We start from the raw sequence: 14,624 nt of genomic DNA, 5'->3' as shown, positions 1-14,624 counted from the left end.
GATGGCCGGGCCCCACAGCCGGCCATCGTGGCGGCGCCAGGTTTCCAGGGGGTGGGCGCCAGGTAACAGGGTGACGACATGTGCACGTCACATCAAGAGTTCGGACGGAACTGCTGATGACAGGTCTGAAGCGGAGGGTGGTACGGGTGTTGAGGGGGCAGTTCGCGGAGTGCGCGGTCTTATGGTGGCCGCGTGCTGCTTCCGGTGAACGTGACGCTCGGGGTCGTCCTCGCCGTACTCCTGGCGTTCGCGGCCGCCGTGGCGGCGTGGGCCTCGCTCGGCCGCTCGCGGGAGATCGTCGTCGCCGGTCTCCGGGCGACGGTCCAGCTGGCCGCGGTCTCCGCGCTCATCGGCTGGGTGGTCCACTCCCTGGCGCCGCTGCTCGGCTTCGTGGCGCTGATGTTCGCCGTCGCGGTGCGGACCGCCGGGCGGCGGATCACCGGCAACCGCACGTGGTGGTGGGCCGCCCTGCCGGTCGGCGCCGGGGTCGTCCCCGTCGTCGTCGCTCTGCTGCTGACCGGTCTCGTCCCGCTCCGGGGCATCGCGCTGATCCCGGTGACGGGCATTCTCATCGGGGGCGCGCTCACCGCGACCGTGCTCGGCGGCCGGCGCGCTCTGGACGAGATCGCGGTGCGGCACGGTGAGGTCGAGGCGGGCATGGCGCTCGGGCTGCTCGACCGGGACGCCAGGCTGGAGATCGCCCGGCCGGTGGCCGCCGACGCGCTGCTGCCGGGGCTGGATCAGACCCGGACGGTGGGGCTCGTCACGCTGCCGGGGGCCTTCGTGGGCATGTTGCTGGGCGGCGCCTCACCTGTGGAGGCGGGCGCCGTGCAGCTGTTCGTCCTGGTGGCCCTGATGGCGGTGCAGGTGGTGGCCGTCGCGCTGGTTCTGGAACTGGTCGCGCGCGGGGTGCTCCGCCGCGACCAGGTCTGACGGCGGGGGGTGGAGCCGTCGTGGCGGCGCGGTCGGGCCGTGGGCCCGTGGAGGAGCGGTGTCAGGCTCCGATGTGCAGGAGGACCGAGCCGTCGGCTGCCGCTTCCACCCGGATCTGCGTCAGGTCCTCGACATGGGCGTCGGGGGAGAGGGCCGCGGCGCGCGGGCCCACGCCCACGACCCGCATACCCGCCGCCCGGCCGGCCGTGATGCCCGCCTCGGAGTCCTCGAAGACGACGCAGTCCGCCGCCTCGAAGCCCAGCTCGGCCGCTCCCTTGAGGAAGCCCTCCGGGTCCGGCTTGCTGGCGCCGACCTGCTCGGCGGTGACGCGCACTCCCGGCATCGGCAGCGCCGCTGCCGTCATCCGGGCCTGGGCGAGTGCCTCGTCGGCCGAGGTCACCAGGGCGTGCGGGAGTCCGGCGATCGACGCCATGAAGGCCGGGGCGCCGCCGACCGGGACCACGCCGTCGACGTCGGCGGTCTCCTCGGCGAGCAGTTCGCGGTTCTCCGCGTAGTTCTGCTCCATGGGGCGCTCCGGGAGCAGGACCGCCATCGTGGCGTACCCCTGCCGCCCGTGGACGACCTTGAGCACGGCGACCGGGTCCAGGCCCTGCCTCAGCGCCCAGCCGCTCCAGACGCGCTCAACCACCGCGTCGGAGTTGACGAGCGTCCCGTCCATGTCCAGAAGAAGGGCTCGGGCAGTGAGGACGGTGGCCGACATCGGCAGGCTCCAGAGAACAGGACTACGGGTAAAGAGAAACAAGTAGCCCCGCCCGCCGGTCAGGGTGAACAGGCGGAGGCTACTTTGTTCCATCACGATACAAAAAGCGGCCGCAGAATGCGAATCCGTCCGGCCCGCGGCACACGCGCCCCGTCGGTGCGCGGTACGCGGCGCCCGTCAGTCCCGCCCCCGGCCGCTCGTCTCGGCCTCCAGGGCCTGCCGGGTGTTCGGCCCGTACACGCCCTGCGGATCGCCCTGGACGGCCCTGTACGACTGGTAGATCGCCACGGCGTCCCTGACCTTGCCGGAGTACGTGCCGTCGGTCGGTCCGTGGTAGACCCACACCTCCCGCAGGCGCCGCTGGAGCTCGAGGACCTCCGCCCCGCTGTCGCCCTGCTGCAGCGTGGAACCGTTGAGTGCGGGCGGGGCCGACGAGGCCTCGGGCGCCGGTGCGCTCGCCGACGAGGGCGACGGTGCCGTCGTCGCGGAAGCGGTGGGCGAGGCGGAACGGGACGCCTTCGCGCTCTTCGAGGGCGACGCCGAAGCGGACGCGGACGCGGAGGCCGACGCGGAAGGCGAGGCCGAGGCCGAGGCGGAGGGTGACGCGGACGCGGACGGCGACTCCGAAACGGCAGCCGCCGGCTCGTCGCCGGAGTCCTCCGTGCTCGTCGTCGCCGAGGGCAGCGCCTCCGTGTGCCCGTCGTCCCCGGTGAACAGCCCCCCGGCGAAGGCGGCCGTACCCACGACCGCTGCCACGGCCGCCCCCGCGGCGATGACGGCGAACGGCCGGCGGCGGCGCGGCTGTACGGGGTCCTCGTCCGCCCCGTACCCGGCGAAGGTCCGCCGTCTGGTCTCGTCCGGCGCCTCGGTCTCCGGCAGCGGGCGCGCCGCGGAGATGTCCAGGAACAGCGGCATCGTCACGGCCGCGGCGCCCGGGGCCCCGTGGTCCGGCCCGGGGCCGGCGGCTGCCGGGGCGTCGCCCAGCGTCACGTACGGACGGATGCGCAGCGGGTCGAAGTCCTCGGCCGCGGCGATCTCCGCGGCCGTCTCCGCCGAGCGGGCGGCTCGCCGCTGATCGGCGGTCGGCTGCGCCGTACGGTCCACGCAGGCGCAGCCGGGTCCTGTGCCGGCACCGGGCCCGCCACCAGCTCCCGCACCGGTGCCGGGTCCGGTGCCACCCCCCGTGACACCCCCCGGCTGATCCTGGTTCCGCTCCATACCGCACGCCGGGCATACCTGTCCGGTCATTGTGGGTCCCCTCCCCTTCGAACTGTGAGCGATTATGCAGGCCGCCGCCTCGAAGCCCAACGGCGTCCTGCCGCTCGGCAGGCCATAACGGGGCACAAAGGCCAGGATGTGGGTGTAGCGGACCCAAGGAGATGCCCATGGCCCAGCAGTTGAGCCCACCCCTGGCCCCCGGGGAAGGGCGGTCCACGCGGACCGTCCTCGTCGCCATCGGCGCGCTGCTCCTCGGCATGTTGCTCGCGGCACTCGATCAGACCATCGTCGCCACCGCGCTGCCGACGATCGTCAGTGAACTCGGCGGCATGGACCATCTGTCCTGGGTGGTCACCGCCTACATGCTGGCGGCCACCGCGGCCACGCCACTGTGGGGCAAGCTCGGCGACCAGTACGGCCGCAAGCGGCTGTTCCAGGCGGCCATCGTCATCTTCCTGATCGGCTCGGCCCTCTGCGGCGTCGCACAGAACATGCCGCAGCTCATCGGCTTCCGCGCCCTCCAGGGGCTCGGCGGCGGCGGGCTGATGGTCCTTTCGATGGCGATCGTCGGAGACATCGTCTCGCCGCGTGAACGCGGCAAGTACCAGGGCCTGTTCGGTGCGGTCTTCGGGGTGACCAGCGTCCTGGGACCGCTACTCGGCGGGTTCTTCACCGAACACCTCAGCTGGCGCTGGGTCTTCTACATCAACCTGCCGATCGGCGTCGTGGCACTTCTCGTCATCGCCGCCGTCCTGCACATCCCCGTGCGCAGGACCAAGCACACGATCGACTACCTCGGCACCTTCCTCATCGCCTCCGTCGCCACCTGCCTCGTGCTCGTCGCCTCCCTGGGCGGCACGACCTGGGCCTGGGGATCGGCGAAGATCATCGGCCTCTCCGTACTCGCCGTTGTCCTGCTCGTCGCGTTCATCGCCGTGGAGCGGCGCGCGGTGGAGCCCGTACTGCCGCTGAGGCTGTTCCACATCCGTACGTTCAGCCTCGTCGCCGTCATCAGCTTCATCGTCGGCTTCGCCATGTTCGGCGCGATGACCTATCTGCCGACGTTCCTCCAGGTGGTGCACGGCATCTCGCCGACCATGTCCGGTGTGCACATGCTGCCGATGGTCTTCGGAATGCTCATCACCTCGACCGGCTCCGGCCAGGTGGTCAGCCGCACCGGCCGCTGGAAGGTGTTCCCCGTCGCGGGGACGGCCCTGACCGCGGCGGGACTCCTGCTGCTCCACCAGCTCGACGAGTCCAGCTCCACCTGGGAGATGAGCGTCTACTTCTTCGTGTTCGGCGCGGGGCTCGGACTGGTGATGCAGGTCCTCGTGCTGGTCGTGCAGAACGCCGTCGGGTACGAGGACCTGGGCGTCGCCACGTCGGGCGCCACGTTCTTCCGCTCGATCGGCGCCTCGTTCGGTGTGGCCATCTTCGGCACCGTCTTCACCAACCGGCTCACCGGCAAACTCGAGGCGGCGCTGTCCGGCCGCTCGCTGCCCCCCGGAGTCGACGCCGAACGGCTGGCCGCGGACCCGCGCGCCATCGGCGCGCTTCCGGCCGATCTGCGCCCCTCGATCCTCAGCGCGTACTCGGACTCGATCACCGATGTCTTCCTGTACGCCGTTCCCGTCGTCCTGATCGCCTTCGTCTTCGCCTGGTTCCTCAAGGAGGACAAGCTGCGTGGCTCGGTGACCGCCCCCGACACGAGTCAGACCCTCGCATCGAACCCGGTCGAGCGTTCCTCGTACGACGAGTGCGCCCGCGCGCTCTCGGTGCTCGCCACCCGCGAGGGGCGCCGCGACATCTACGTGAAGATCACCGCCAGGGCGGGCTACGACCTGCTGCCCGCGGCCAGTTGGCTGCTGCTGCGCATCAAGCGGCACGGCACCGTCGAACCCGCGATGCTCGCCGACGTCGCCCCCGTACCGCTGCGGATCATCAACGAGGCGGCCCGCCAGGTCGAGGAGCGGGGCCTGGCCCGCCGGGAGGGCCTCCAGATGGTCCTGACGGACAAGGGTGCCGAGGCCGTGGTCCGCCTGTCGCAGGCCCGCGAGGACTCGCTGGCGGAGCTGCTCGGTGACTGGTGGGGGCCGGAACGGCCGACCGACCTGGTCCATCTGGTCGCGGAGCTGACCGCCGAGGTGAGCGGGTCGAACAAGGACCGGCCGCACATGCCGGAACCACGCCGTGACCACAGGGCCTGAGCGCTCAGAGCTCCTTGGCGAACCAGTGTTCCGCGTACTGATTGCGGCGATGGAACGCCGGGACCTCCCGGTAGCCGTGCTTGGCGTACAGCCCGCGCGCCTCGACCAGGTCGTTGCGCGTGTCCAGCCTGATCCGCCGCACACCGAAGTCCCGCGCCGCGGTCTCGATCGCGGCGAGCAGCAGCCCGCCGCCGCCGGTGGACCGGAAGCCGGGGCGTACGAACACCCGGGTCAGCTCCGCGACGCGCGGTTCGGCGTCGACCAGGAGCAGCCCCGCGCAGCTCGCGGGCTCACCGCCGAAGCGGCCCACGACGAATTCCCCGGACGGCGGAACGAGCCGCTCCGCGCCGTCGCCGGTGAGCCCCTCCTCGATCTCCTGTGCCGTCGCGGGCCGCCCCCAGTAGCGACTGGCGACCTCGTCGTAGTAGTCCCACCGGAGCCGAGCCGCTTCCGGGGAGTCGAAGGGTTCGGGAGCCACGGTCCACGTCATGTGGTGCATTCTGACGTCCGCATGATCGGATCGCGAAGGCTTTACGTCGGTCGCGAAGCCTGTGGGCCCGGGGTGAGCTCCTGTGGGTCAGGGGTGAACTGTGGGGGCGGTGCGGATGGAACGGATCGAGTCGGTTCAGCGTCTGGGCGAGCAGTGGATACGGGAGCCGGCGGAAACGGACAGGTGCGGCGTCCCGCTGTTCGCCAACTGGCAGGCGGAATCGCCCGTCCACGGGGGCTGACGGCGCGGCGGACCCGTGCCGCCCCGGGGCGGCACCGGCCGCCAAGGTGTCCGGGAGGTTGATTGTGTCCAGCTCATGAGGCAATGAGAGGCTTCATCCGCACAGCCCCGCGTCGAGGGGACCGTGCACGGAACGGTGGGAGGGTCGGCGCGGGTGGCAAATGCGGAGCAGGGCGTGCGCGGAAGCACGACGGGCGCGGAGGCTGGGGCCGGGGCTACCCGGGTGGTGCTCTGGCTGGTCGTGGCGGCACTCGCCGTACGACAGATGGTGGCGCTGCTGCGGCTGCCGCCCGGGGAGCGTCTCACCGACCTGGAGACGTGGATCGGCCCGGACGGGGTCCTCCATGTGAGCGGATCGCTGTACGACACCGGGCGCTTCACCGGAACACCTTTCGCGGGGCTCGTCCTGAAGCCCCTGACGGCCTCGGCCGAACAGGCGTTCGGTGTCGTGTGGACCTTCGGTTCGCTGCTGCTCGTCGCCGCACTCGGCGTCGTCGCCGCGCGGGCCCTGCCCGCCCCGGTGAGCCGCCGCACCATGTTCCTCGCGGCCCCCGTCGCGATCACCCTGCTCATGCTGTCGCTGCCCGTCCGCAACGCGCTGCACCTCGGCCAGACGAGCATCCTGCCGGTCCTGCTGGTGCTCGTCGGCTGGTTCGTGGCCCGGGGCGAACGCACCTCGGGCGTCCTGATCGGCATCGCCGCCGCGCTCCAGCCCGCCGTGCTGCTCTTCGCCGCGCTCCTCTGGCTGACCGGCAGACGCCGGGCCGCCGCTGCCGCGGGCGCCGCCTTCGCCGGCTGCACCGCCCTGGCCTGGGCGGCGATGCCGCACGACTCCTGGACGTACTGGCTGCACCACGTCGCCGGTGCCGGACTCGGCGAACGGCCCGACAGCCTGGCCAACCAGTCGCTGCACGGCGCGCTGCTCCGGTTCGGCCTCGAAGGCCCCGCCGAGATCGTGGTCTTCCTCGCCGTCGCCGCGGTCGTCTGCTTCCTCGGGCTGCGGCGCGCCGTGCGGTACGCCCAGGACGGCCAGCTCCTCCTGGCGGTCGCGGTGACCGGCTGCGTGGTCGTCGCCGTCTCCCCGACGGCCTGGCAGCACCAACTGCTGTGGGTGCTCCTCGCCGTGGTCGGCCGTGTCGGCAGGCGGGCCTCCGACCGGCTGGTCTGGCCGGCCGTCGTGGTGCTGGCGCTGACGCTGCCCGGAAAGATGCTGCTGCCGAACATCGGGGCGGTCATTCCCGTGCGGGACAACGTCCTGCTGATCGCCGCACTCGGTGCCGCGTGCGTCGCACCGTTCCTGCCGCGCTCCTCGCCGTACTGGCAGCAGCCCGTCCCCACGGACTACGCCCGGCCCGTCGCGGCACGCTGGAGACGGGTGCCGCTCCTGCCGTTCTGGCGAAGGGTGCTGAGCCGCCCCAACCTGCTGCTGGAACTCCTGCTCATCCGCGTCGTCTACTCCGCGTACGCGAAGGTCCGGCTGCTGGCGACCGCCGGGCGGCCCACGGCCGAGGAACACGGCCGGCAGATCCACTCCGTCGAGCAGTGGCTGCACATCGACATCGAGCACTGGGCCAACCACGCGGTCGTCGAGATCAACTGGCTGCGTGAGTTCTTCGACTACTACTACTCGACGTTCCACTTCATCGTGCCCCTGGCGATCCTCGGCGTGCTCTACGTGCGGCGGCCGGCGGACTACCGCTGGGTCCGCAGCTCCATCGGCTTCGCGACCCTCCTCGCGCTCGTCGGCTTCTGGCTCTACCCGCTGGCCCCGCCCCGTCTGATGCCGGGCCTCGGATTCATCGACACCGTCCACGGCGTGCAGGACTTCGCGAAGCCGGACTACGGCACGCTGACGTCGATGACCAACCAGTACGCGGCGATGCCCTCGCTGCACTTCGGCTGGTCGCTGTGGTGCGGCGTGGTCATCGTGATGCTCGCGCCGAAGCTGTGGATGAAGGCTCTCGGCCTGCTGCACCCGCTGTTCACGGTCTGCGCGATCGTCGCCACCGGCAACCACTGGGTCCTCGACGCGGCGGGCGGGGCCGTGGTGGTGGGCCTGGGCTTCGGTCTGACGTACCTGCTGTCCGGACCCCGGGCGCTCGCGACGAAGCAGAGTCCGCAGGAAGCCGGACCGGTCCCCTCTTCGGAGCGGTCCGGGGCCCCGGAGCCGACCGGAGCCACCGAACCGTCGGAACCGTCCGGACCCGGCCGCGCCGCCGAGAAGGTCGGCTGAACAAGCAGGCGCCCTGACCGGCCGAAGGGGTGCCGGGGCGGTCCTCACCGCCCCGGCACCCCTTCGGCATGGATCGCCGCGTCACCAGCATCCGCCCGTCCGGTCCACTACGCCACTCGGGGGAATCAGCCCGGCGGGCCCAGGGCCCAGGCGGCGAGGGACAGCGTGGCCATCGACACCACCGTGGAGGCCACCACGGAGTTACGGGCGAGAGCCGTGCCGAGGCCGTACTCCCGGGCGTAGAGGAACGCGTTCTGCGCCGTCGGCAGCGCGGAGCACAGCACCACGGCCATCACCTGGTGCTCCGGCAGGCCCAGCAGCAGTGCGACAGCGAGGGCCGCCAGCGGCTGTACGACGTTCTTGAGCACGACCACCAGGGCGAGCTCGCCCCGGCTCCCCGGCGCCTCGGTGGCCTCCGGCCGGTCCCGGCGGCCGTGCAGCGACAGGCCCAGCGTGATCAGAGCGGTGGGTACGGCGGCGGCGCCGAGCAGTTCGCAGGGGCGACCGATCGCGGCCGGCACCCGAAGGCCCGTCGCGGAGACGAGCAGTCCGAGCACCGAGGCCATGATGATCGGGTTGCGGACCGGCATGGTCGTCATGCGGCGCAGGACCGGCCGCCAGCGGGCGCTGCCCCGGTCCGTCCCGGTGTCCAGCAGCGTCAGGATCACCGGGGAGACAAGCAGTACCTGGAACAGGATGACCTGCGCGACGAACGAGGCGTCGCCCAGCACCTGCACGGCCACGGGGATGCCGAGGTTGGCGGAGTTCACGTAGCCGGACGCCATACCGCTGATCGCCCGGTCGGCCGTCTTGCGGCCGAAGAACCGCCCGGCCGCGAGGAAGCCCAGTGCGCAGACGGCCACCGTGCCCGCGCCGAAAGCGATCATCGTCTGGTTCGCGAAGGAACTCAGCCGCGCCCCGGACACCATCATGAACAGGGCGGCGGGCATGGCCACATGGAAGACGAACCGGCCGAGCACTGCCTCCGCCTGCTCCCCGAGAAGGCCGCTGCGCCCGACCGCGTAACCGGCGGCGGTGAGCACCCAGATGGGAGTGAAGGCGGAGAGCAGGTCATGCATGGCCCTCATGATCCCCGCCCCGCCGGGCCCTCATCGCGGCGGGCCCGGCGGGACCCCTGGGCCGGTCAGCCGGCGGTGGTGCCTGCGTCCGTACCGCCCAAGCTGACCTGCAACTGCTTGATGCCGTTGAGCCAGGCCGAACGCAGCCGCCGGGGCTCGCCCACCAGACGCAGGTCGGGCAGCACGTCGGCGATGGCGTTGAAGATCAGGTTGATCTCCATCACGGCCAGGGACTTGCCGAGGCAGAAGTGCGGGCCGCCGCCGCCGAAGCCGAGGTGCGGGTTCGGGTCGCGGGAGATGTCGAAGTTCTCCGGGTGGTCGAAGACCTCGGGGTCGTTGTTGGCGGAGGAGTAGAACAGCCCCACCCGGTCGCCCTTCCTGATCCGCTGCCCGCCGAGCTCCACGTCCTGGGTCGCGGTGCGCTGGAAGGAGACCACGGGCGTCGCCCAGCGGACGATCTCCTCGGCGGTGGTCACCGGGCGCTCGCGCTTGTAGAGCTCCCACTGCTCGGGGTGGGTGAGGAAGGCGTGCATCCCGTGGCTGATGGCGTTGCGGGTGGTCTCGTTGCCGGCCACCGCGAGCAGGATCACGAAGAAGCCGAACTCGTCGCCGGAGAGATTCCCTTCACCCTCCGCCGCGACCAGCTGGGACACGATGTCCTTGGCCGGGCACTCCTTGCGCGCCGCCGCCAGGTTCATGGCGTACGAGACGATCTCCATGGCGGCCTCGGTGCCGACCTCTTCGGTGATCGCGTACTCGGGGTCGTCGTACGCGGCCATCTTGTTCGACCAGTCGAAGATCTTGGAACGGTCCTCCTGGGGCACGCCGATGAGCTCGGCGATGGCCTGGAGAGGGAGTTCGACGGCGATGTCGGTCACGAAGTCGAAGGAGCCGTCCTCGTCCGCGGCGGCGAGGGCGGTCTCGGCGATGGAACGTGCGCGGTCGTGGAGGGCCTGTTCCAGGGACCGGATCGCGCGGGGGGTGAAGCCGCGCTGGACGATCTGGCGGACGCGGGTGTGCTCGGGCGGGTCCATGTTGAGCATGATCAGCTTCTGGACCTCGATCTGGTCGCGGCTGATCGTCTCGTTGAAGCGGATGACGGCGGTGTTGGTGTTCGAGGAGAAGAGCTCCGGGTGGGTGGAGACGTACTTGACGTCCGCGTGGCGGGTGACGGCCCAGTAGCCCTCGTCGTCGAAGCCGGAGATCCCGGCGGGCTGGGAGCACCACCAGACCGGTGCGGTCTCCCGCATCTCGGTGAACTCCGGGTGCGGCACCCGGGATTGGAGAAGGTCGGGATCGGTGAAGTCGAACCCTTCGGGCAGATGGGGGCAGCGCATGGGCACCTCTCCACTCCAGGTCTGGCAGCGAACTGTCTGACGGCCCATCAGAAGTTGCCCGAAAGGTAGTAACGAGTTCTACAAGTCGCAAGAGCCGTGGCCGGATCTGTTGCGCTGGGCGGCGCACGCGCGTCAGGGGGAGCGTGTCGCGTACGCAAGGTGCGTGCACGACCCTTGCGTACCGGGGGTAAGCGTCATAAGACTGCTTGCAGAACTAGAACGCGTACTAGTTCCTTCCGTGGGTGCCGGGACGCCCCAGCGGAAGCGCGAGGAGAGGACGAGCTCATGGCCGCGGAACCCGTCATCGTCGAAGCCGTACGCACCCCCATCGGCAAGCGCGGAGGCGCGCTCGCCAATCTGCACCCCGCCTACCTGCTGGGCGAGACCTACCGTGAACTCCTGGGCCGCACCGGCATCCACGCCGACTGCGTCGAACAGATCGTCGGCGGTACGGTCACCCACGCCGGGGAACAGTCCATGAACCCGGCGCGCAACGCCTGGCTGACCGTGGGCCTTCCCTACGAGACCGCCGCCACCACCGTGGACTGTCAGTGCGGTTCCTCGCAACAGGCCGCCCACATGGTCGCCAACATGGTCGCGGCCGGAGTCATCGACGTCGGCATCAGCTGCGGTGTGGAGGCCATGTCACGCGTGCCGCTGGGCAGCGGCTCCAAGCACGGCCCGGGCAAGCCCTGGCCGGACGAGTGGAACGTGGACCTGCCCAACCAGTTCGAGGCCGCCGAACGCATCGCCCGCAAGCGTGGCCTCACCCGCGAGAACGTCGACGCCCTCGGCCTGCTCTCGCAGGAGCGGGCTGCGGCGGCCTGGGCCGAGGAGCGGTTCAAGCGCGAGACGTACGCGGTCCAGGTGCCCACCACCGAGGAGGAACAGGCCGCCGGGCAGGGCATGTGGCGGCTCGTCGACCGCGACGAGGGGCTGCGGGACACCACGATGGAGGGCCTCGGCGGGCTCAAGCCGGTCATGCCGACCGCGATCCACACCGCGGGCAACTCCTCGCAGATCTCCGACGGGGCCTGCGCCATCATGTGGGCGTCCAAGCGGATGGCGCGCGCCCTCAAGCTCAAGCCGCGCGCCCGGATCGTCGCCCAGGCCCTGGTCGGCTCGGACCCGCACTTCCACCTCGACGGCCCCATCGACGCGACCCGCGCGGTGCTCGGCAAGGCGGGCATGTCCCTGAAGGACATCGACCTCGTCGAGATCAACGAGGCCTTCGCCTCGGTGGTGCTGAGCTGGGCGCAGGTGTTCGGCCAGGACCTGGAGAAGGTCAACGTCAACGGCGGAGCCATCGCGCTCGGCCACCCGGTCGGCGCCACCGGCGCCCGGCTCATCACCACCGCCCTGCACGAACTGGAGCGCAGGGACAAGGAGTTCGCGCTCATCACGATGTGCGCGGGCGGCGCACTGGCGACGGGAACGATCATCCAGCGAATCTGAGGCCACCCCGGTCCGGGCCAGGAGTCCCGTGGAACGCCCGCCGCCCAACCCTGGCAAGGGGGAGGGGACGGCGGGGCGTTCGGAGGCGCGGCCCGGCTCCTGGCGAAGGTCCGGAGGCCGCCGTCCTGAACTCGGTTGCCGAATGACCGGCCGGAACTCCTGTACTGGCTCGACGTGTTGGGGCGGGCGGTACGGTGAGCGTTCGTGTCATGCCTCTCCGAACGTGTGAGGGAGCGGCAGAACCTGAGCGAGGTGGGGAAGCCGTGGCGGCGCGCAGTAGGTCCTTGGCATGGGCAGCACTTCTGCTGGTGGCCATGGTCACCAGCTGCTCCGCGGGACCCGGCACCGGCTCGAAGGCCGAGGCGCCCGAGGTCCCCGAGATCCATACGGACACCGCGCCCCTCGCCGAGCGCCTGCCGAAGCTCGGCCGCATCGTTTCGGCGCACTGGCAGCAGGAGGATCCCGGTGGCGACAGCAGGGTGCCCGGCCCCACGGACCACTTCGTCAGCGCGCTGATGAAACTCGACCCCGGTTCCGTGGCGGCGCTGACGGCGTCCGTACAGACGCAGCCGGTGGTCCCTGGGCCCGCGCCCGAGGGCATCTCCATTCCCGCCGGACTCACCGAGTTCGCACCTGCGGGGGCACGGTGGGTCCGCAGTGCGGCCCTCGACGAGAGCCTGGTGCGCGCCGACTTCGCAGCGCTCTACTTCGACCGGGACTCGGGCACCGTCTACCTCTCCGCGGCCAACCTCCACCTGCCGGACGTCCCGAAGGCCGAGGCCGGTCCGGGATGACGGATCACCTGAGGGCCACCGTCGAGCTGGTACGGAGCCGCTCCCGGCTCAAGCCGAAGGCCCCCGCCGGTACGAGCCGGCGGGGGCCTTCGTGTGTGCTCGGGGGCTGGGGGTCAGTACCAGCCGTTGGACTGCCAGAAGTCCCAGGCGCCGCACGGGCTGCCGTAGCGGTCCTCCATGTAGTCGACGCCCCACTCGATCTGGGTCTTGGCGTTGGTCTGCCAGTCGGAGCCGGCCGAGGCCATCTTCGAGCCGGGCAGGGCCTGGACCAGGCCGTAGGCGCCCGAGGAGGCGTTCGAGGCGTTGACGTCCCAGTCGCTCTCGTGGTCGACGATCTTGTCGAAGCACGTGTACTGGGTGCTGTCGCCGATCATCTTCTTCGCCGTTGCCTGCGCGCTCTCGGAGGACGTCGGGGCGGCGGCCGGGGCGGCCATCGCCGGAGTGACGGCCAGGGCCAGTCCGGTGGCGCCCAGCAGCACGGTCGCGCCGGCGGCGGCGGTCCTGCGGCGGGCGGTGCGGGGCTGGGCGAGGATGCGACGGGCGAACGACACGTAGAGACCTAACGTCGGGAACGGGGGAGTCGCGGCCGGTCCTGGTGGAGCGGGACCGGTACTCATCGACCGTGGCCCTTCGAGCGGAGCCTGTGGTCTCGGCGACGTGATCCATGGTTAGCGACGTCGATCAGCCGGCGCAACGACCCCGGGTACGGCCCCGCTTCGCAGGGCGGGACCAAAGTCCCGCGCCGGGCGCGGGCGTGGCGGGCCGGGGCGCCGTCCGGGGTCTACTAGGGCGGCTCGTGGAGGACCAAGGGCCTGTGGGGCCCTTCACCCCTTCGGGACCTCGAATGTGACCTGGGCCTCGCCGGAGGAGGGGAGCAGCTGCGGGATGCCGTCGACGATCGGATAGCGGCGGTGCAGGCGCGGGTTGTAGAGAGCGTCCCCCGTCTCGTCGAGGATCAGCGGACCCTTGTCGAGCGGGCAGGCGAGGATCTTCAGCAGCGGGTTGTCAGGCTTCATGACCGGTTCCTTCGGGTGTGGGGGTGTCCGCGTCGTGTCTCGGCAGGGTGAGCAGGACCATCAGGGCGAGCACGGTGCCGCCGATGCGCAGTAACAGCCGCAGCGGGTCCTCCGGCAGCGGCTCGTCGAACGCGATCGTGCCGCTGACGATGGTGAACACACAGGTCACCGTCGAGCACACCGGGACGATCAGCGATGCCCGGCAGCGCTGCAGGGCGGTCTGCGACAGCACCAGTCCGCTGATCCCCGTGACCAGCAGGAGGTACGGGTAGGGGCTGGCGAGCAGGGCCGCCACGGAGCCCTTGAGGTCCGCGGTGTCCAGATGCCCGGAGACTCCCTTGATGGCGAGCGAGCTGACCCCGTAGAGCAGACCGATCGCCACCGCGTACGCCACTCCGGTGGTCGGCTGCCGGTGACGCCGGCGGGCGCGGCGTTCCGCGGCCGCGTACAGCCCCAGTCCGGCCGCGAGTGTCGGCACGCACAGAGCCAGCAGGATGCCCGCCGGCGCGCTGCGGCTGACCTCCTCCTCGCTCCCGTACAGAGAGGACACCACCATGACCAGTGCCAGCCCGATCACCGCCACCGCGCGACGCTCACGGCCGGAGGGGCGCTCACCCAGCACCACCGAGGAGAGCACCAGCAGGAGGACGAGACCGGAGAGGAAGAGGCCCTGGGCGGCGGCGATCGGCAGGGAGCGGTAGACGGCCAGCTGGGCGCCGAACCCGAGCGCGAGCGCCAGGGCCCCGCAGATCCACAGGGGCCTGCCGGCCAGCAGGAGCAGGGCCCGGCCCGGCCGTGCCGCACTCAGCGGCGGCATGCCGGCCAGCGCACGCTTCTCCAGGACGAAGCCGGTGCTGTACAGCACGTTCGCCACCAGCGCGGCGGCCACTCCCCAGATCAC

General features: G+C 71.2%; 13 protein-coding genes. 5 read left to right on the top strand and 8 right to left on the bottom strand.

Annotated elements, in window-relative coordinates:
• Positions 1-192 precede the first annotated feature (192 nt).
• Positions 193-933, top strand: a complete 741-nt coding sequence (locus AB0C82_RS15835; protein ID WP_362841417.1) for an ABC transporter permease — start codon at positions 193-195, stop codon at positions 931-933.
• Positions 934-994: 61 nt separating this feature from the next.
• Here AB0C82_RS15835 and AB0C82_RS15830 read toward each other — a convergent pair whose 3' ends face one another.
• A complete protein-coding gene (locus tag AB0C82_RS15830; RefSeq protein WP_362841414.1) occupies positions 995-1,654 on the bottom strand; it encodes an HAD-IA family hydrolase in 660 nt (219 codons plus the stop codon).
• A 177-nt stretch (positions 1,655-1,831) separates the two neighbouring features.
• The gene (locus AB0C82_RS15825; RefSeq protein ID WP_362841412.1) at positions 1,832-2,758 is read right to left on the bottom strand and encodes a peptidoglycan-binding domain-containing protein; all 927 of its coding nucleotides are present in this window, start codon (positions 2,756-2,758) and stop codon (positions 1,832-1,834) included.
• A 281-nt stretch (positions 2,759-3,039) separates the two neighbouring features.
• Here AB0C82_RS15825 and AB0C82_RS15820 point away from each other — a divergent pair, with 281 nt between their 5' ends.
• Positions 3,040-5,079 carry an MDR family MFS transporter gene (locus AB0C82_RS15820; RefSeq protein ID WP_362841409.1) on the top strand — a complete coding sequence of 680 codons (2,040 nt, stop codon included), beginning with the start codon at positions 3,040-3,042 and terminating at the stop codon, positions 5,077-5,079.
• A 4-nt stretch (positions 5,080-5,083) separates the two neighbouring features.
• Here the strand turns inward: AB0C82_RS15820 and AB0C82_RS15815 are convergent, their stop codons facing one another.
• Positions 5,084-5,569, bottom strand: coding sequence for a GNAT family N-acetyltransferase (locus AB0C82_RS15815; RefSeq protein WP_362841406.1), 486 nt, complete (start codon positions 5,567-5,569; stop codon positions 5,084-5,086).
• Positions 5,570-6,074: 505 nt separating this feature from the next.
• Between AB0C82_RS15815 and AB0C82_RS15810 the strand changes: the two genes are divergently transcribed.
• Positions 6,075-8,042: a bifunctional glycosyltransferase 87/phosphatase PAP2 family protein gene (locus tag AB0C82_RS15810; protein WP_362842067.1), complete on the top strand. Its 1,968-nt coding sequence runs from the start codon at positions 6,075-6,077 to the stop codon at positions 8,040-8,042.
• 125 nt (positions 8,043-8,167) lie between these two features.
• On the opposite strand, the gene AB0C82_RS15805 is transcribed toward AB0C82_RS15810, so the two are convergent.
• Both AB0C82_RS15805 and AB0C82_RS15800 read right to left on the bottom strand, forming a co-directional pair.
• Positions 8,168-9,121 (bottom strand): AEC family transporter, encoded by a 954-nt coding sequence (locus AB0C82_RS15805; protein WP_362841403.1) that lies wholly within the window; start codon positions 9,119-9,121, stop codon positions 8,168-8,170.
• A gap of 65 nt (positions 9,122-9,186) precedes the next feature.
• Entirely contained in the window at positions 9,187-10,458 is a 1,272-nt protein-coding gene (locus AB0C82_RS15800; RefSeq protein WP_362841401.1) for a cytochrome P450, read from the bottom strand.
• A 285-nt stretch (positions 10,459-10,743) separates the two neighbouring features.
• Between AB0C82_RS15800 and AB0C82_RS15795 the strand changes: the two genes are divergently transcribed.
• Complete coding sequence (locus tag AB0C82_RS15795) at positions 10,744-11,913, top strand: steroid 3-ketoacyl-CoA thiolase (protein ID WP_362841398.1); 1,170 nt, start codon at positions 10,744-10,746, stop codon at positions 11,911-11,913.
• Positions 11,914-12,197: 284 nt separating this feature from the next.
• The gene (locus AB0C82_RS15790) at positions 12,198-12,707 is read left to right on the top strand and encodes a hypothetical protein (protein WP_362841396.1); all 510 of its coding nucleotides are present in this window, start codon (positions 12,198-12,200) and stop codon (positions 12,705-12,707) included.
• A gap of 113 nt (positions 12,708-12,820) precedes the next feature.
• Here the strand turns inward: AB0C82_RS15790 and AB0C82_RS15785 are convergent, their stop codons facing one another.
• The 3 genes from AB0C82_RS15785 to AB0C82_RS15775 form a co-directional block, all read right to left on the bottom strand.
• On the bottom strand, positions 12,821-13,258 hold the full coding sequence (locus tag AB0C82_RS15785) for a lytic transglycosylase domain-containing protein (protein ID WP_362841394.1): 438 nt from the start codon (positions 13,256-13,258) through the stop codon (positions 12,821-12,823).
• Between the two features lie 273 nt (positions 13,259-13,531).
• Positions 13,532-13,723, bottom strand: a complete 192-nt coding sequence (locus tag AB0C82_RS15780) for a Trm112 family protein (RefSeq protein WP_362841391.1) — start codon at positions 13,721-13,723, stop codon at positions 13,532-13,534.
• Positions 13,713-14,624, bottom strand: coding sequence for a DMT family transporter (locus AB0C82_RS15775; RefSeq protein WP_362841388.1), 912 nt, complete (start codon positions 14,622-14,624; stop codon positions 13,713-13,715). Before AB0C82_RS15775 ends, AB0C82_RS15780 begins: the two co-directional genes overlap by 11 nt.

It is taken from the genome of Streptomyces sp. NPDC048560 (genome assembly GCF_040650955.1).
In the GTDB taxonomy this organism is placed as follows: Bacteria; Actinomycetota; Actinomycetes; order Streptomycetales; family Streptomycetaceae; genus Streptomyces.
This window is presented reverse-complemented; position numbering and strand designations above follow the sequence as displayed.